Genomic DNA, 17,845 nt, shown 5'->3' on the forward strand with positions numbered 1-17,845 from the left:
AAGAGCGGTTGGTGATCATCATTGTGATTCTTTGAGCGGGCGATGATTTTTATGCGCAAGTGACTACTAGAATGCGCTCACAAGCTGATCATAAAACACCGGCCGGACATACGGCCGAGACGACGGGAGACAAAAGTGAATATAACAAGCAAGCATCCGATGCAGGCCGGCAGCCGCACCCGCACTCGCAACACCCAGCGTGTCATCGTAGCCGCCGTGGCGTCGGCGGTCGCCTCCATCCTGGCCAGTAACGCCGCGATGGCGCAATCGACCGAGGCGGCGTCCACCTCCCAGCCGGCCGCCGTGCCACGCGCGCCGGACGACGCCGCGCCGGCCGTCGTCACCGTGGTCGGCACCCGCAAATCGGTCGCGTCGGCGATCGACCGCAAGATCCGCAACTCCACCGTCTCCGACTCGCTGGTGGCGGAGGACATCAACCAGTTCCCCGATAAAAACGTCGGCGAGGCGCTGTCGCGCATCACCGGCGTGCAGCTGACGCGCGACTTCGGCGAAGGCTCCCAGATCTCGATTCGCGGCGTGGAGCCGGATTTGAACCGGGTCGAGATCAACGGCATGTCGGTGCTGGGCACCAACGGCAACGCCGGGCGGGGCGCCGAGCTGCGCGAGCTGGCCTCCGAGTTGATTGCGTCAATCGACGTGTTCAAGGGCAGCACCGCCGACCTGACCGAGGGCGGTGTCGGCGGCACCGTGGTGATCACCACCCGCAAGCCGCTCGACTTCAAGAAGTTCACCATCGCCAGCACGGTGTCGGGCGAGCAGTCGTCCAGCCGTGGCGGCGTGCAACCGCGCGCCAGCCTGTTGATCGCCGACCAGTTCCTCGACGGCCGCCTCGGCGTGATGGCCAACGTGGTGTATGACGATGTCCGTACCCGTAACGATTACACCCGCAACACCAGTTGGCGCTTCCTGCGCGACTGGGACTTCTCGCCGGAGAAGACCGTCACCTCGCTCGACCCGACGGTGGCAGGCATCTCCGAGGCATCCGGCTGCGCGTCGACCGCCCTGACGCCGGCCCAGCGCACCGCCTGCAGCTCGCAATGGTACGATTACACGCCGGGCATCCCGCGCTACGGTATCTGGACCCGCGACCATAAGCGCTCGTCGGCGGAGCTGACCGCGCAGTACAAATTCAGCAACGAGCTGAAAGCCTACGTCAGCTACCAGGGCAACAAGCAGGACCAGCGCCTCAACGATCGCAATTTCGGCACCGATTTCGGCGCGGTCACCCGCCTGGCCAACGCCGGCGTAGCGCCGACCTATAGCGCCACGGGTGTGCCAACGGGGGGCAGCTGCGTCGCCGCGCCGACCAACATCACCCCAGCGGGTATGACTGTCACCAACCACTACGTCACCGACTACACCGTCGGCAACTGCACCTACGTGGCCGGCCAGGGAGGCCAGGGCGCCTTCAGCACCTCGGCGCGCGATTTCGACCTGAAGATCGACTCCCGCTACGTGAGCACGGGCTTCACGTACAAGAACGGACCGTTGGAGGTCGAGGGCCTGGGCGGCACGTCGCGCTCGAACTATCACAACGAAACCAACAGCATCGTGCTGACGCAGAACGCTCCCGGCCTGAAGGTATCGCTCGACAACCAGGGCATGCCGCATTTCGCCTTCCCGGCCGGGTATTCGCCGGACGACAGCAGCTCCTACGTGCGTGCGGAGCTGCAGTACCGTCCCTACGAAACCAAGAACGACGAAGACCAGGCCAAGCTCGATTTCAAGTATCGCCTGTCGACGCCATTCCTCAGCAAGCTTTGGTTCGGCGTGCAGGGGCGTAAATCGTCGGCGCAGCGTTACAACGGCAACGGCTATTTGGTCAGCAACGGCTCGGATCTGGTGGGCACGGCGGACGACATCGCCGTCGGCGGGGCCAATCTGAACCAGACGTTGACCTACGACCCGAACAACACCTCCGGCGTGATACGCCAGCCCGACAGGTTCAGTCCTATCAACGCCGGCAACTCCAGCGGCTACCTGAGCGCCGCCCAGATGGCGCAGCTGGTCGACACGGTGCGCGGCCGCTCGCCTGGCACCTTCTTCGGCGGCTACGACAAAGTCAGCAACATCCCCAACGACTGGCTGTCACCGGTGTACAGCCAGGCGACGCAGTACTTCGATCCGTCCAAGTTCAACTTCAACGCCATTTACACGGGTTTGGGCAGCGACGGCAATATGTACCCGCAAGTGCCGATCTACAAAGTCGAGGAACGCACCAAGGCGGCCTATCTGCGAGCCGACTTCGACACCGAACTGTATGGCCACCAGATCTGGGGCAATGTGGGCGTCCGTTACACCGGCACGCGCGACAAAGCCACCGGCTCGCAAACCTACGCTGTGCGCGTGGCGACGGCTAGCACCGGAAGCGGCTACGCGGACCGCATCCTGGGCACCTCCATTTCGACGCTTGAAAGTTCGTACCACGACTACCTGCCAAGCATGAACGTCATGGGTTGGGTCGTCCCCGACAAGTTCATGGTGCGCTTCGGACTGGCCAAGGTGATGTCGCGCCCCCGCGTCGATCTGCTCGTACCGAACGCGAACTGCATCCGCGGCAGCGGCGATGCTCGCTTCGGCGGCGACGGCGAGGACGATTGCACGGCCGGCAATCCGGATCTGAAGCCGTTCCGCGCCAAAAACACGGATTTGAGCTTCGAGTACTATCCGAGCGCCGACAGCCAGGTGAGCGTGGGCCTGTTCAAGAAGGACATCGACAGCTACATCCTGGAGAAGCAGCTGGTCAAGGGCGTCGACCTGTTCAAGAACGGTGAACTGTTCGACGTCACGCAAGCGGTCAACGGCAAGGGAGCCACCACCAAGGGTATCGAACTGACGGCGCGCACCGCCTTCACCTTCTTGCCTGGCTGGCTAGGTGGCTTCGGCGGTGACGCCAACTACACCCGCATGACGTACAAGTACGCGGCGGGGACCGAGCGCCTGAATATTCTGGACGGTACGGTGCTGCCGTATGCCGGACTGTCCAAAAACAGCTACAACGTTGCGCTGTGGTATGACCTGGGCAAGGTCAACGCCCGTCTCGCCTACAACTACCGCGACCGTTTCTACACCGGTAGCAACGACGTTTCGGGCAATCCGAACTTTCAGGAGAAGACCGGTTTCCTCGACGCCAAGTTCCAATATCGCTACAATGACAACATCACGTTCTCCATCGAAGGCAAGAACCTGACGGACCAGGCGCAGACCACCGACGCCGGCGATACGTTCCGGGTGAACGAATTGGCATGGTCCGGTCGTCGTTACTTTGTGAGTGTATCGTTTAAAAACTAAGGGCATCCATGGCGCAAGCGTTTATTGCGCGCGGACTGAAAACGGCGGCCTGCATGGCCGCTGTTTTTTCGTTTGCGCTCGCCGCATCGGCGGCTGAACCGGTATTTAACAACCCGCTGGTCAAACAGCGGGCCGACCCGCAGGTCTCGCTGCACAGCGACGGCTATTACTACTTTACCGCCACGGTGCCGGAGTACGACCGCATCGAGCTGCGGCGGGCGCGCTCGCTCAACGATTTGGGGAAGGCCGAGGCCAAGGTGGTGTGGCGCAAGCACGCCAGCGGCATCATGGGCGCGCACATCTGGGCGCCGGAGATGCATCACATCGACGGCAAATGGTATATCTACTTTACGGCTGGCGCCTCCGACAAGATCTGGGAGATTAGGCTCTACGTGCTGGAAAACAGCTCGCCCAATCCGCTGGAAGGGGAATGGAAGGAACTGGGGCAGCTCAAGACAGGCTGGGAATCATTCTCGCTGGACGCCACCACGTTCGCGCTGGATGGCAAGCGGTATTTGCTGTGGACGCAGGTCGCGCCGGAATCGACCACGCACGCCACTAACATCTATATCGCCGCGATGGACACGCCAGCGTCGATCAAAGGCCCGGCGGTGATGCTGACGAAGCCGGAGTATGACTGGGAGAAGGTCAAGCACGCCGTCAACGAGGCGCCGGCGGCGCTGGTGAAGAATGGCAGGGTGTTTGTCAGCTACTCGGCCAGCGCGACCGATGCGAATTATTCGCTCGGCTTGTTGACGGCGCCGGTGGGAGGGGATCTGCTGAAGCCCGGCACCTGGAGCAAGTCGCCGAAGCCGGTGTTTGTCAGCAGCGAGGCGAATGGGCAGTATGGGCCGGGACATAACTGGTTCACGACGACGCCGGATGGCAAGACGGACATATTGGTTTACCACGCGCGCAACTACCGCGACATCGTCGGCGATCCGCTGAATGATCAAAACCGCCACACGCGCGCGCAGGTGCTGCACTGGAACGCGGATGGCACGCCGAATTTCGGTCAACCGGTAGCCGACAAGCGTGATTGACAACGGAGGCACGTAGGGCGGATTAGGCGGAACGCCGTAATCGGCCATGCATGCGCCGCCAACGGAGCATGCATGGCCGATTACGCTGCGCTAATCCGCCCTACGTGTCTCCACGAGGGATAGCCAGCGCTGCTTGTATTCGCTCCAACCACCGATCCCCAGCGGCTCGGCCGTCGTGCTGCGCACAGCCGGCGCGCTACCCCAGTGATGCAGCATCCAGCCGCCGCACGTGGTGCCGCTGGTATCGTCCGTGCTGCTGATCTGCTGCCGCGGACGCAACGCCGCCAGCAACGGCGCGAACCACGGATTTCCCGTGTAGCTGCCTTCTACCACCACCGCGCCGTCCACACCCAATTGCTCCAGACAGTAGTCGCTCATCAAAACACAATACAGCGTGGCGAGTGCGTAACGCTGCCTGTTGTCCTGCGGCGGCACACCGACAATCTCGCCCGTCCGCCCGGCAAACGGACCGCCGGCCTGCGAGTAACACGGCAGCGCTATGGTCTGCCGTTCGATCAGCAAGCGCAAATCCTCAACGCCACAAACCTCCAGCCCCGCCCCCGCCAATTCCCCGAACTCGCGCCCACCCATGAAGCGCATGCACGCCACGGCCTGCCCCATCGCGTTGCTGTTGGCTAGCATGTCGGCGGCCTCGCGCAAACCTTCGAGCGGCTTGCCCGGCGCGGCGGCGATCACCCAGGTACCGGTCGACAGCACTGCCGGCGCATCGCCTTCATCGCCCTCGCCACGAGCGAAATGCCGCAACAGCGACGCGTTGCTGTCATGGATGCCGCACAAGACCCTGCACTCGGACGGCAGGCCGGTTTGCCGCGCCAACTCCGCCTTCAAGAAACCAAGCGGCGCCCACGCCGGTTGCAGCGGCGGGAACAATCCGCTCCAGTTCATGCGTTCCACCAGCGATGAATACTGCTGGCGCGCCGGCTGCCACAGATCCGTGTGACACCCCAGCGACGTGACCTCACTGGCCGCCATTCCGCTCAAACGCCATGCCCAATACTGCGGATACATGAGGATATGGCGCGCGCGGCCGAATTGCTCCGGAAAGGCCTGCGCCTGCCACGCCAGCTGCCTCCCCAGATTCAGGCCGGCTGGCAGCCGAGGCGAGTAGGTCGCGGGATAGGGCGGCCGCTGGCCGGCATAGTGCGCGCCCTGTTCGGCGGGCATGTCGAATTCGTAGTCGAGCACCGGCAGCACCAGCCCCTCGTCATCGACCAGCGCCGCCGTGGCGCCATGCGTGACGCTGACGATGGCGCCGACATGCGCCAGCGCCGAAAATTGCTGCATCCCGTCCAGCATCCAGCTCCAGATGCGGTCCGTGTCGTGATGCGGATACGGACCGCAATTCAATATCGTATTCGGGCTGCGGCGCTCCGCCAGCACCGCGCCGTCGGCATCGATCAGCACCAGTTTGACGTTGGTCTTGCCGATATCGAGGACGATGGTGGCTTCGATCGGCAAGCTCATTTAGCGGTCCTTCGACCGCGCAGCAGGCGTGGCAGGGCGATGGTTGCCAGCAGCAGAACGCCGACGACGATGGTCATGTAGATGCCCGGGATATTGGCCAGCGACAGCCCGTAGGTGACGGTGCCCAGGGTCAGCACCGCCAGCATCACGCCGCCGATGGTGCCGGCGCCTCCGGCGATGCTGACGCCGCCCAGGATCACCATCGTGATCACTTCCAGCTCCCACCCCATGGCGATATTCGGACGCGTGCTGCCGATGCGTCCCGTCAGCAGGTAGGCTGCCAGTCCGGCCATCGCTCCGGTCAGCATGAACAGCACCAGGCGGTAGCGGTCTACGGCGATGCCGGAGAAGCGCGCCGCGACCGGGTTGTTACCGATGGCGTAGATGCGGCGGCCCCAGGTCGTCGCGTGCAGCACGAACGCGAACAGCCCCGCGAACACCAGCAGGATGACGAACTCGCGCGGGATGAAGCCGAAGAAGTAGCCTTGACCCCAATCTGCCATCACCTGCGGATAGCCGGTGAACGCCTTGTCTCCCAGCACCACGCTGGCCAGCCCGCGGAACAGCGAAACGGTGCCGATGGTGACGACGATCGACGGCAGCCGGAAACGGGTGACCATGATGCCATTGAGCCAGCCGCAGGCCGTGCCGGTGGCCAGGGCGACCGGCAGCAGCAGCTCCGGCGCCACGCCGTTGGCGTGCGCCAGGCCGATCGCCACCGACGACAGCGCGAGGATGCCGGACACGGAGATGTCGATCTCGCGGCAGATGATCAGCAACGCCATCGGCAGCGCGATCAGCGCCTTCTCGCTGAAGTTGAAGGTGCCGTCGGCCAGGTTGTACAGGTCCAGGAAGTGCGGCAGCATGATGGCGTTGGCGGCGAAGGCCGCCACCAGCAGCAGCGCAAGCAGGCTTTCCCAGCGGCCGAGCAGGGCGCCCAGGCGGAAGCCAGGGCGGTCCGCGATGATGTAGCGGGAGGAGCTGGCTTTTTCAGGCGCGTCGGCGGAATTGGACATCACGGTACTCGTATTCACGCAGCGCTCCCGGTTGCGTTGGATTTATTCAGGTGCAGCGGCAGGATTTGCCGGCCGATAGGTCTGCCGCCACGGGCGTTGATCAGCACCGCAGTCAGGATCACGACGCCGGTCAGCGCGCTTTGCCAGAAAGGCGATACTTTCACCACCGGCAGCGCGTTGCCGATCACGGCGAGGAACAAGCCGCCCAGCACCGCGCCGGCCACGCTGCCGCTGCCGCCGGCGATGCTGATGCCGCCGATGACGCACGCCGCGATGACGGTGAACTCGAAGCCGTAGGCGATCTCGGTGTAGGCGACCGCGTAGCGCGCCACCCACAGATAGCCGCACAAGCCTGCCATGGCGCCGGACAGGCCGTAAGTCCACATCAAGCGGCTGGCGATGGGAATGCCGACGTAGCGCGCCGAAAACGGCTCGTTGCCGATGGCGTACAGGTCGCGGCCGAAGCGGCTGTGCTTTGCGACATACCACGCCGCCAGCACGGTCAGCGCGGCGATCCACACCAGATGCGTGACGCCGAACAGGCGTGCCAGCGGGAAGGCGATGAAGTCGGCCGGCATCTGGTGCGACGACACCCAGGCGCCACCTGACAGCACGAACACCAGGCCGCGATAGACGCTCATGGTGCCCAAGGTGACGACGATGGGCGCCAGGTCCAGATAGCCGATCAGATAACCGTTGATCAAACCAAGCAGCAGGCCGATCGCCACCGCAGCCAGCATCACCAGCGGCAGCGGCAGTTCGGGAAAGCGGGACGCCAGCAGCGCCGACATCATGCCCGCCAGCGCCAGGCTGGAGGCGACCGACAGATCGACGCCGCGCGTGACGATGACCAGCATCTGCGTCAAGGCCAGCATGATCAGCAGGGTGCTGTCGGTGAGCAGATTGGCCAGGCTGGAGCCGGTGACGAACACCGGCGCCCGCGTGCCCACCAATATAATCAGTGCGACGGTGCACAGCGCAAGCTGAACTTCGCGCATTTTCAGCAGCGCCTTCATACGCATTCCTCCACTGGCAGCGCGCAGCCCGAGGCGGCGGCCACGATATTTTCCGGCGTTGCATCCGCGCGGTTATATGTATGTTCGATGCGGCCCTGGTGCATGACGACGATGCGGTCGGCCAGCCCCATGACCTCTGGCAGTTCCGACGAGACCAGGATCACGGATAGCCCCTTGCCCACCAACTCGCCGATGAAGCGGTGCACGGCGGCCTTGGAGCCGATATCGATGCCCTTGGTCGGCTCGTCCAGAATGATCACTTTGGGATTGGTCGCCAGCCATTTGCCCAGCACGACCTTCTGTTGATTGCCGCCCGAGAGTTCGGATACGTTCTGCGACAGGTGCGCCGCCTTCAGTTCCAGCTGCTCGGCGTAGTGGCGTGCGATCGCGGTCTCCTGCGCCCGGCGTCCACGCAGGAAGAAGCCCACCCTGGACAGGATGGGCAGGGTGATGTTCTGCATGATGGGCAGCGACAAATGCGCGCCCTGGTGCTGGCGGTCCTCCGGCACGTAGGCGATGCCGTGCTTGATCGCGTCCGACGCGCAGGTGACGCAAATCTCCTTGCCATCGAGCCTGACCGTTCCGCGTGCGGCGGTACTCAGTCCAAAGATCGCGTGCATGACCTCCGAGCGGCCGGCGCCGACCAATCCATAGAAACCGAGGATTTCCCCGCGCCGCAAGGAGAAGCTGACGTCGTCGAATTCGGTGGGGTGGCACAAGTTTTTCACTTCCAGCAGCACCTCGCCTAGCGTGACGTCGGCCTTGGGATAGGCCTGCTTGACGGTGCGGCCCACCATCAGCGCCACCAGCTCCTGCTCGGTGACGTCGGCGATCGTGCCTTCGGCGATGAACTGGCCGTCGCGCAGCACCGTGTAGCGGTCGGCCACGGCGAAGATCTCGTCGAATTTATGTGTGATGAAAATGATCGCGGTGCCGGCCGCGCGCAACTGGCCGATGATGCGATACAGCTCGTGGATTTCGCGTTGCGACAGCGACGCCGTCGGCTCGTCCAGGATCACCACCCGAGCGTCCTGCGACAGCGCACGGGCGATTTCGACGAAGTGGCGTTGGGCCACGCTCAGATCCTTGACGCGGGCGCGTACCGGCAGGTTGACCTCCAGGCGCGCGAACAGCTTCTCCGCCTCGGCCTCGATTTTGCTCCAGTCGATTCGGCCGGATGCGCCCTTGCATGGCTGGCGGCCGACGTAGATGTTCTCCGCCACGGTCAGCTCGTCGAACATCACGGTTTCCTGGTGCACCGCCGTGACGCCGGCGCGCATCGCGTCCTGCGCGTTGGCGAACTTGATCGGTTGGCCGGCCAGTTCGATCGAACCTTCGTCCGGCCGGTAGATACCGGTCAGGGTTTTGACCAATGTCGATTTGCCGGCGCCGTTCTCTCCGATCAGCGCCATAACCTCACCCGCGCGCACCGACAGCGCCACGTTGTTCAACGCGACGATGCCGGCAAAGCGCTTGCAGATCCCGGTCAATTGCAGGACCGGGGTTGTATTGTTATTCATAGGACTCCAGCTCAGAAGATCTTGGAGAACTTGTCGACGTTCCCTTTGTCGTAGGTGAACGGCGGCGCCATCGCGCCTTCACCGTTGGCGTCCAATGCGATGCTGCCCATGCGGCCGGCCGAGACGCTGCCGCCCGGCTTGGCGGTGGGCTGGCCCTTGACGAAGTCGTAGGCGGCGTAGGTGGCGGCATAACCGAGGTCGATCGGATTCCAGATCGCGAACTCGCGCACCGCGCCGCTCTTGACGTGGCCCGCCATCTCGGACGGCAGACCCAGGCCGGTGACGTACACCTTGCCGACCAGGTTTTCATCGACAACCGCCTTGCTGGCGGCGTTGATGCCGACCGTGGTAGGGGCGATGATCGCCTTCAGATTAGGATTGCTGCGCAACAGGCCGATCGCCTCGCGGTAGCTCTTGTCCGACTGGTCGTCGCCGTAGACGGTAGCGACCAGCTTCATGTTGCTGAACTCCGGCTTCTCCAGCGTCTTCTTCATCACGCCGATCCAGATATTCTGGTTGGTCGCCTGCGCCGACGCCGACAGGATCGCGATCTCGCCCTTGCCGCCGATGGCGTCGGACGCCATCTGGATCTGCTTCAATCCGATCAGGTCCGCGTTGGAGGGATTCAGCTGCATCAGGCGGCCTTCCGGCGCCAGGCCGCTATCGAACGAGATCACCTTGATCCCGCGCGCCATGGCCTTCTTCGTGATCGGCACCAGCGCGTTGGGATCGTTGGCGGAGATGACGATGGCGTCGACCTTTTGACTGATCAGCGAGTTGATGATTTCGATCTGGCCCTCGGCGCTCGGCGTGGTCGGGCCGGTGTAGATGATCTCGACATTTTTCAGCTCCTTGGCCGCGTCCTTGGCGCCGGTGTGGGCGGCGTCGAAGAAGCCGTTGCCCAGGCTTTTGACGACCATCGCGATGCGCATGTTCTCACTTTTCTTCTCGCCGCAGCCGGCGATGGCCGTGAGCAGGCCGGCGGCAACGGCCGCCAATACGATCTTCCTGCGCTTCAATGCGATACCTCCGATTGGTACATCGCGGCCGACTGGTAGTCGAACGGTGGATTGAACTGGCTGGCGTTGTGTTGGGCGGGAATCGCTTCCGGCTCCACGGTGACCACGCGCACGCCGGATTGCTCGAGCAGCTGCACCGCGGAATCGGAGGCGTAGGTGTCGGTGATCACGGTCGATACGCGGTTCAAGCCGCACAGGATCAGGCCAGCCTTCTTGGCGAACTTGGAGCTGTCGACCAAAACGATCAGTTCTTCCGCCTGCGAGATCAGGCGCTTCTCGGCCTGGATCAGCAGCGGGTCGGCTTCCATCAGGCCAAGCAGCGACAGGCCGTAGACGCTCATGAACATCTTGGCCGCGTAGTGGTGCTGGGTGATGTCGTTGTCGAAGGGGCTGAGGATGACGTTCTGCTCGCGATAGACTTTGCCGCCGGGGACAATGATCTCGTTCTCGCTCGATACCAGCAGGCGCTCGGCCATCAGGAAGGAATTGGTGAGGATCTTGAGGTGCTGGTCGACCAGGAATTCCGCCATCATGAAGGTGGTGGTGCCGCCGTTGATGATGATCGTTTCGCCTTCGGTGCACATGCCTGCGGCGTGGCGGGCGATGGCCCGTTTGCGCTCGGCGTAGCACTGGATATTGTGCTGGAAGGTCTCGCTGGTGAGGGTGAAGCTGCGTTTTTTCTGCTCCAGGTTCGCGGCGCCGCCACGGGTGCGGGTGAGCAGACTGCGGGCGGCGAGCCAGCTGATGTCGCGGCGCACGGTGGCGGGGGAGGCGCTGAGCCAGTCGACCAATTGCGGCACGCTGGCCGTATTGTGTTCGGCGAGCAACTTCAGCAAACGTTTACGGCGCTTGTGATTTACCATTCCTGTCTCCTTTTATTCGTCACTACTACCGTCGCTGCCGCAGTTTTCTGGGGGACCGATCCGGTGTGTGACTTTATTAATTACTAAGACTAAACATTTCAAAATCGTCCGTCAATCATTAGTCGATCAAATATTTGATTGTTTCGATATCGATTTCGCGATCCAATCAACTTTCGATCATCGATATGATTATTTCCTACTTGGTCATCAACTTGAGCGCTTGCGCATTGACACCCATGCGCCGCTGATTTCTACTGGTTACAGTTGCCATAAGCGGCATGAACGAATATGACAAACGCACAATCAAACAACGGAGATCAGTAAATGAAAGTAACCCAGCAGCAGGCCCCGATCACTTCTCTGTGGGACGACAAAGCTGCGGCAGCCATGAGCGAGCCGGAGCTGTTGCTATACCGTTCGAACCTGCTCGGTTCGGACCTGCGTATCACCAATTTCGGCGGCGGCAATACCTCGGCCAAGGTGATGATGGACGATCCGCTCAGCGGCGAGCAGGTGGAGGTGTTGTGGGTGAAGGGCTCCGGCGGCGACCTTGGCAGCATCAAGCTTGACGGCTTCTCGACGCTGTACATGGATAAGCTCAACGCCTTGAAGGGACGCTATCGCGGCCTGGCGCTGGAAGACGAGATGGTCGCCTATCTGCCGCACTGCACCTTCAACCTGAATCCGCGCGCAGCCAGCATCGACACGCCGCTGCACGCCTACATCGCCCGCAAGCACGTCGACCACATGCACCCGGACGCGGTGATCGCCATCGCCGCCTGCGCCGGCAGCCAGGCGCTGACGCAAAAAATCTTCGAGGGCGAGTTGGGATGGCTGCCATGGCAGCGTCCAGGCTACGACCTTGGCCTGAAACTGGAACAGGTATCGAAGGCTCAGCCTAACCTGAAGGGCATCATTCTCGAAGGCCACGGCCTGTTCACCTGGGGCGACACAGCCAAGTCCTGCTACGAGACCACGCTGGCGATCATCAAACGCGCCGAGGAATGGCTGGCCGCGAATTCGAAGCAGCCTTCGTTCGGCGGCCAGGCGATCGAGCCGCTGCCATCCGGGCAGCGCAGCGCCCTGGCGGCCAAACTGATGCCGCTGCTGCGCGGTAAAATCAGCCGCGACGAATACAAGCTGGGTCACTTCGACGACAGCGCCGCCGTGCTGGAATTCGTTTGCAGCCGCGATCTGCAACCGCTGGCCGCGCTGGGCACCTCGTGCCCCGATCACTTCCTGCGCACCAAAATCCGTCCGTTCGTGATCGACTTCGATCCGCTCAAGCCGGACTTCGACAAGCTGGTCGCCGGCCTCGATCAGGCGCTGGAGGAATACCGCGCAGGCTACGTGGCCTACTACGAGCGCTGCAAGCACGATAACAGCCCGGCCGTGCGCGACGCCAATCCGATCATCTATCTGATCCCGGGCGTCGGCATGCTGTCGTTCGCCAAGGACAAGGCCACCGCGCGCATCGCAGGCGAGTTCTATGTCAACGCGATCAATGTGATGCGCGGTGCGAACGGTGTCGACACCTACGTCGGCCTGCCGGAACAGGAAGCCTTCGACATCGAGTACTGGCTGCTGGAAGAAGCGAAGCTGCAGCGCATGCCGAAGCCGAAAAGCCTGGCCGGCCGCATCGCGCTGGTCACCGGCGGCGCCGGTGGCATCGGCCAGGCGGTCGCCAGGCAGCTGCTGCAGGAAGGCGCCTGCGTGATGTTGACCGATATCGATCCGGAAGCGCTGTCGCAGGCGCACGCCGATCTGGTGAAGTCGGCCGGCAAAGATAGCGTGGGCAGCATCGTCGCCAACATCACCAGCGAAGAAGCGGTGGAAAGCGTGCTGCAGGCGGCCGCGCTGCGCTTCGGCGGCGTCGATCTGCTGATCTCCAACGCCGGCATCGCCTCGTCGGCGCCGCTGGAGGACACCACCTTGGAAATCTGGCAGCGCAACCAGGACATCCTGGTCACCGGCTATTTCCTGGCCAGCCGCGCGGCATTCCGCATCATGAAGCAGCAGGGGCTCGGCGGCAGCATGGTCTTCGTGGCCAGCAAAAACGGCCTGGTCGCATCGGCCGGCGCTTCCGCCTACTGCACCGCCAAGGCCGCGGAGATCCACCTGGCGCGCTGCATCGCGCTGGAAGGCGCGCCGCACGGCATCCGCGTCAACGTCGTCAATCCGGACGCGGTCATCCGCGGCTCGCGCATCTGGGACGGAAAGTGGAAGCAGGAACGCGCCCAGTCGAATAAAATCGAGGCCGACGACGTCGAGAAGTTCTATCGCGACCGCAGCATGCTGAAACTGAGCGTTCTGCCGGAGGATATCGCCGAAGCCGTGTACTTCCTGGCGAGCGACAAAGCCGGCAAGAGCACTGGTAACATCCTCAACGTCGATGCCGGCAACGCCGCTGCCTTCACACGCTAAGCCACACACTATAAAAATAACGAAGGAGACCTATTCTAATGAGCACCTCGTCTAACACCATGATCGACAGCGGCCGCGTGGCCGAACACAACGCCAAGCTGCGCGCCAATCTGGACGAAGACTACGCGGCGCTGGGCGGCATGCTGGCCCGCCGTGGCCAGGATATCGAAAAGCTGACCGCGCAAGCGCAAAAATTCGCCGTGGCCTTGCCGAGTTGGGGCGCCGGCACCGGCGGCACGCGCTTCGCCCGTTTTCCGGGCAAGGGCGAGCCGCGCAATGTGGTCGAGAAGCTGGAGGACTGCGCCGTCATCCACCAATTGACCTGCGCAACGCCCGGCGTGTCGCTGCACTTCCCATGGGATAAAACCTCGGACCCGTCGGCGCTGCGCCAGCAGGCCGAGAGCCACGGCCTGTACTTTGACGCCGTCAACTCCAACACCTTCCAGGACCAGGTGGGCCAGGAGCACACCTACAAATACGGCAGCATGACGGCGCACAGCGCCGCCACGCGCGCCCAGGCGGTCGAGCATAATATCGAATGTATCGAGTTGGGCCGGGCGTTGGGATCGAAGGCGTTGACGGTGTGGGTGGGCGACGGCGCCAACTTCCCGGGCCAGCACAATCTGCGCGGTGCGCTGGAGCGGTATCTGGACAGCGCGCGCGGCATCTACGCCGCGCTGCCGGCGGACTGGAACATGTTCATCGAGCATAAGCTGTTCGAGCCGGCGTTCTACGCCACCACCATCGCCGACTGGGGCACCAGCTTTGCCTGCGCGCAGACGCTGGGCGAGAAGGCGAAATGCCTGGTCGATCTGGGCCACCACGCGCCCAACACCAACATCGAGATGATCGTCGCGCGGCTGGCGCAGTTCGGCAAGCTGGGTGGCTTCCACTTCAACGATAGCAAATACGGCGACGACGACCTCGATTCGGGCAGCATCAATCCGTTCCAGCTGTTCCTGGTCTTCAACGAGCTGGCCGATGCCGCAGAACGCGAACGCGCCTCGTTCGCTCCGGCCTACATGCTGGACCAGTCGCATAACGTGACCGATCCGATCGAAAGCCTGATGAACAGCGCGGTCGAAGTGCAGCGCGCTTTCGTCCAGGCCAACCTGGTGGACCGCGTGGCCTTGCGCCAGTACCAGGAAGCCAACGACGCGCTGCAGTCGGCGCAAACGCTCAAGCATGCCTACCGCACCGACGTCAGCGCGATCCTGGCCATGGCGCGTCTGCGGTCCGGCGGCGCGATCGATCCGGTGGCGTTCTATCGGTCCAGCGGTTATCGTGGGCAGGCCGCCGAACGCCGGCCTGCCAAGGCGGGTGCCAGCAGCAGCGGTATCGTCTAAGCGGTGGCCCCGACAATCAAGGGGCCGCGCGATCAGCGCCGCCCGGAGGCGCTGGCCACAAGGGCGGTCTGTCGCTCATTGGCGTCGGCGCTGGCGTTGATGTGCGCTGGCTGGGCTGCCGCGCAGAGCGGCGCGCCCGGGCCGGTGCTGTCGGACCGGCTGGCGGACGTCGCCGCGCACCTGGCCAATCCGCCGGCGGACGCGCGTCCCATGGTGCGGTGGTGGTGGTTCGGCCCGGCCGTGGTCCAGTCGCAGCTTGAGCGCGAACTGCTGGCGATGAAGGCCGGCGGCTTCGGCGGCGTCGAAATCCAGCCGGTGTACCCGATGGAGCTGGACGACCCGGCGCGCGGCATTCGCAACGTTCCCTATTTGTCGGCCGATTTCCTCGATTCGGTCAGCTTCGTCAACCGCAAAGCGCGGGCCGAAGGCATGCGCGTCGATATGACCCTGGCCAGCGGCTGGCCGTACGGCGGTCCCAATGTTCCGGTTACTGAATCGGCGGGGCGCCTGCGCGTCGCCGTTGCGGAAGTGGCGCCCGGCGCGGCCAGTGTCACGCTGCCGGCCATCATGAGCGGCGAGAAGCTGCTGGCCGCCTTCGTCGGCGCGGGCAACGCCATGCAGTATGACGCCGCCGCACTGAAGCTGACGGAGCTGCCTGCCGCTGCCGGGCCGGGACGCGCGGTGGTGGCCCCCTTGGCCGATGCGCGCGTGATGGTGTTCTACATCGCCAGCCGCACCGGCCAGCAGGTCAAGCGCGCGGCGCTGGGCGCCGAAGGCTTTGTGCTGGATCATCTGAGCCGCAAGGCCATCGATCATCATCTGAATATCGTCGCCGAGCCGCTGCTCAAGGCCTTTGGCGACCAGCCACCGTACGCGGTGTTCTCGGACAGTCTGGAAGTCTACGGCACCGACTGGACCGACGATTTTCTCGAAGAATTCCAGCGCCGGCGCGGTTATGACCTCAAGCCGCACCTGCCAGCGATCTATAACGGCGCCGGACCGGACGCGGGTGCGCTGCGCCACGACTGGGTGCAGACACAAACCGAATTGGTCAACGAGCGCTATCTGACACCGGTCAACGACTGGGCCAAGGCCCACAAGACGCGGTTCCGCTCCCAGACTTACGGCGAGCCGGCGGTCTCCATGTCCAGCAACCGTCTGGTGGCGCTGCCGGAAGGCGAGGGGCCGCAGTTCCGCGCCTTCTCCTTCACACGCCTGGCGACATCGGCCGGTCACTTGTACAACAAGCCGGTGATCTCGGCCGAGACCTGGACCTGGCTGCATTCGCCGGCCTTCAGCGCCACGCCGCTGGATATGAAGGCGGAAGCCGACCGCATGCTGCTGCAGGGCGTGAACCTGTTCGTCGGCCATGGCTGGCCGTACACGCCACCCGGGTCGCCGGAGCCGGGCTACGCGTTCTACGCGGCCGCCGTCTTCAACGATCACCAGCCCTGGTGGAACGTCATGCCCGACGTGACGGCGTATCTGAGCCGCACCAGCTATCTGCTGCGCCAGGGACGTCCGGCCAACGACGTCGCCGTGCTGCTGCCGAACGACGACGTCTACGCGTCGATGACCCCGGGTAAAGTGTCGCTGTCGGCGGAGATGCACAAACACGTCACACCGGAAATAACCGAGCATATACTCGATGCGGGCCACAATCTGGACTACGTGGATGCGGAATCGATCCTGGCGCTGGGCGTCAGCCATCCGGTGCTGGTGATGCCGCGTGTGACGCGCCTGTCGCCGGAAGTGATGGCCAAGCTGGCGGACTACGTGCGTGGCGGTGGCAAGATCATCGCCGTCGGCGCGTTGCCGTCGATGGCGCCTGGCTTCGCCGATGCGCGGCGGATCACGTCGCAGGTGGCCGCGGCTTCCAAAGCGCTGCAAGGCATGGCTGGCGTAACGCTGGTGGCCGACGATGCGGCGGTTGGCGCTGCGCTGGCCAAGGCGCTGACGCCCGACCTGAAGCTGGCGTCGCAGTCTGCCGCTGTCGGTTTTATCCGCCGCAAGCTGGTCGACGGCGATATCTACTTCATCGCCAATACCAGCAACCGTGAAGTTCGTACCACGGCAAAGTTGCGGTCGGCACGCAAATCCGCGTCGTGGTGGAACCCGCATGACGGCACGGCCAGCGCGGCCACGGTGACGCCGGCGCTGGAGCTGGTTCTGGCGCCATACGAATCACGGATTCTGGTCTTGAGCGACGGTGATGCGAGCGGCCCGGTGGCGATGCCCAAGCCATCGACTGTTCTCGCGGACATTGGCCGCGACTGGCAAGTACGATTCCCCGGTGAGCAGCCGCAGTCGGTGGCACAACCGCGCTCCTGGACCGATGACCCTTCCAGGCGCTTTTTCTCCGGCATCGCCGTCTACAGCAAAGATGTGAAACTCACCGCGTCGCAACTCAAGGGCGCCGCCATCCGTCTGGATTTCGGCAAAGGCACGCCGTTGGACAGCACGCCCAAGGTCCCAGCCGGCATGCGCGCAATGATGGAGAGTCCGATCCGAGAGGCGGCAGAAGTCTTCGTCAACGGCCAGCGTGCCGGCTCGGTATGGCATCCACCCTATGAGCTGGACGTGACCAGCCAACTGCACGCGGGCATCAACAAGATCGAAGTCAAGGTCGCCAATCTGTCGATCAACGCGCTGGCGGGCCAGGAGCGTCCGGATTACCGCCTGCTGTCGGCGCGCTATGGCCAGCGCTTCGTGCCGCAGGATACGCATCTGATCGTCCCGACGCCATCCGGCATGCTCGGCCCCGTGCGGCTGCTGGCGCAACCTAAGGAATGAGAACCAAC

General features: G+C 63.7%; 11 protein-coding genes. 5 read left to right on the top strand and 6 right to left on the bottom strand.

The features are described 5' to 3' along the window. Positions 1-135: 135 nt before the first annotated feature. Positions 136-3,312 carry a TonB-dependent receptor gene (locus AC07P1_RS16205; protein ID WP_494696781.1) on the top strand — a complete coding sequence of 1,059 codons (3,177 nt, stop codon included), beginning with the start codon at positions 136-138 and terminating at the stop codon, positions 3,310-3,312. Positions 3,313-3,365: 53 nt separating this feature from the next. Further along, positions 3,366-4,355: a glycoside hydrolase family 43 protein gene (locus AC07P1_RS16210; RefSeq protein WP_494696782.1), complete on the top strand. Its 990-nt coding sequence runs from the start codon at positions 3,366-3,368 to the stop codon at positions 4,353-4,355. A gap of 90 nt (positions 4,356-4,445) precedes the next feature. On the opposite strand, the gene AC07P1_RS16215 is transcribed toward AC07P1_RS16210, so the two are convergent. From AC07P1_RS16215 to AC07P1_RS16240, 6 genes are read right to left on the bottom strand one after another with little or no spacing between them, the layout of a single operon-like run. Further along, positions 4,446-5,840: an FGGY-family carbohydrate kinase gene (locus AC07P1_RS16215; protein ID WP_494696783.1), complete on the bottom strand. Its 1,395-nt coding sequence runs from the start codon at positions 5,838-5,840 to the stop codon at positions 4,446-4,448. Further along, positions 5,837-6,856: an ABC transporter permease gene (locus AC07P1_RS16220; RefSeq protein WP_494696863.1), complete on the bottom strand. Its 1,020-nt coding sequence runs from the start codon at positions 6,854-6,856 to the stop codon at positions 5,837-5,839. Before AC07P1_RS16220 ends, AC07P1_RS16215 begins: the two co-directional genes overlap by 4 nt. Before the next feature lie 14 nt (positions 6,857-6,870). Then, positions 6,871-7,872 (bottom strand): ABC transporter permease, encoded by a 1,002-nt coding sequence (locus AC07P1_RS16225; protein WP_363495187.1) that lies wholly within the window; start codon positions 7,870-7,872, stop codon positions 6,871-6,873. Beyond that, the gene (locus tag AC07P1_RS16230; protein WP_494696784.1) at positions 7,869-9,392 is read right to left on the bottom strand and encodes a sugar ABC transporter ATP-binding protein; all 1,524 of its coding nucleotides are present in this window, start codon (positions 9,390-9,392) and stop codon (positions 7,869-7,871) included. The genes AC07P1_RS16225 and AC07P1_RS16230 overlap by 4 nt, the downstream gene beginning before the upstream one ends. A gap of 11 nt (positions 9,393-9,403) precedes the next feature. Then, positions 9,404-10,417, bottom strand: coding sequence for a rhamnose ABC transporter substrate-binding protein (gene rhaS, locus AC07P1_RS16235; protein WP_494696864.1), 1,014 nt, complete (start codon positions 10,415-10,417; stop codon positions 9,404-9,406). Further along, on the bottom strand, positions 10,408-11,274 hold the full coding sequence (locus tag AC07P1_RS16240) for a DeoR/GlpR family DNA-binding transcription regulator (protein WP_090318706.1): 867 nt from the start codon (positions 11,272-11,274) through the stop codon (positions 10,408-10,410). The genes rhaS and AC07P1_RS16240 overlap by 10 nt, the downstream gene beginning before the upstream one ends. 324 nt (positions 11,275-11,598) lie before the next feature. Between AC07P1_RS16240 and AC07P1_RS16245 the strand changes: the two genes are divergently transcribed. From AC07P1_RS16245 to AC07P1_RS16255, 3 genes are read left to right on the top strand one after another with little or no spacing between them, the layout of a single operon-like run. After that, positions 11,599-13,698 (top strand): bifunctional rhamnulose-1-phosphate aldolase/short-chain dehydrogenase, encoded by a 2,100-nt coding sequence (locus AC07P1_RS16245; protein ID WP_494696785.1) that lies wholly within the window; start codon positions 11,599-11,601, stop codon positions 13,696-13,698. Between the two features lie 38 nt (positions 13,699-13,736). Beyond that, positions 13,737-15,044 (top strand): L-rhamnose catabolism isomerase, encoded by a 1,308-nt coding sequence (gene rhaI, locus AC07P1_RS16250; RefSeq protein ID WP_494696786.1) that lies wholly within the window; start codon positions 13,737-13,739, stop codon positions 15,042-15,044. 3 nt (positions 15,045-15,047) lie between these two features. Next, positions 15,048-17,837 (top strand): glycosyl hydrolase, encoded by a 2,790-nt coding sequence (locus AC07P1_RS16255; protein WP_494696787.1) that lies wholly within the window; start codon positions 15,048-15,050, stop codon positions 17,835-17,837. The last annotated feature ends 8 nt before the right edge of the window (positions 17,838-17,845 follow it).

The sequence above is a fragment of the Duganella sp. GW821-FHT07F09 genome, from assembly GCF_059418705.1.

What these genes read in the sequence shown, in the direction of transcription:
- AC07P1_RS16210 (WP_494696782.1), top strand. Translation starts at nt 3,366, where the DNA reads ATGGCCGCTGTTTTTTCGTTTGCGCTCGCCGCATCGGCGGCTGAACCG.
- AC07P1_RS16215 (WP_494696783.1), bottom strand. Translation starts at nt 5,840, where the DNA reads ATGAGCTTGCCGATCGAAGCCACCATCGTCCTCGATATCGGCAAGACC.
- AC07P1_RS16220 (WP_494696863.1), bottom strand. Translation starts at nt 6,856, where the DNA reads ATGTCCAATTCCGCCGACGCGCCTGAAAAAGCCAGCTCCTCCCGCTAC.
- AC07P1_RS16225 (WP_363495187.1), bottom strand. Translation starts at nt 7,872, where the DNA reads ATGAAGGCGCTGCTGAAAATGCGCGAAGTTCAGCTTGCGCTGTGCACC.
- AC07P1_RS16230 (WP_494696784.1), bottom strand. Translation starts at nt 9,392, where the DNA reads ATGAATAACAATACAACCCCGGTCCTGCAATTGACCGGGATCTGCAAG.
- AC07P1_RS16240 (WP_090318706.1), bottom strand. Translation starts at nt 11,274, where the DNA reads ATGGTAAATCACAAGCGCCGTAAACGTTTGCTGAAGTTGCTCGCCGAA.
- AC07P1_RS16245 (WP_494696785.1), top strand. Translation starts at nt 11,599, where the DNA reads ATGAAAGTAACCCAGCAGCAGGCCCCGATCACTTCTCTGTGGGACGAC.
- rhaI (WP_494696786.1), top strand. Translation starts at nt 13,737, where the DNA reads ATGAGCACCTCGTCTAACACCATGATCGACAGCGGCCGCGTGGCCGAA.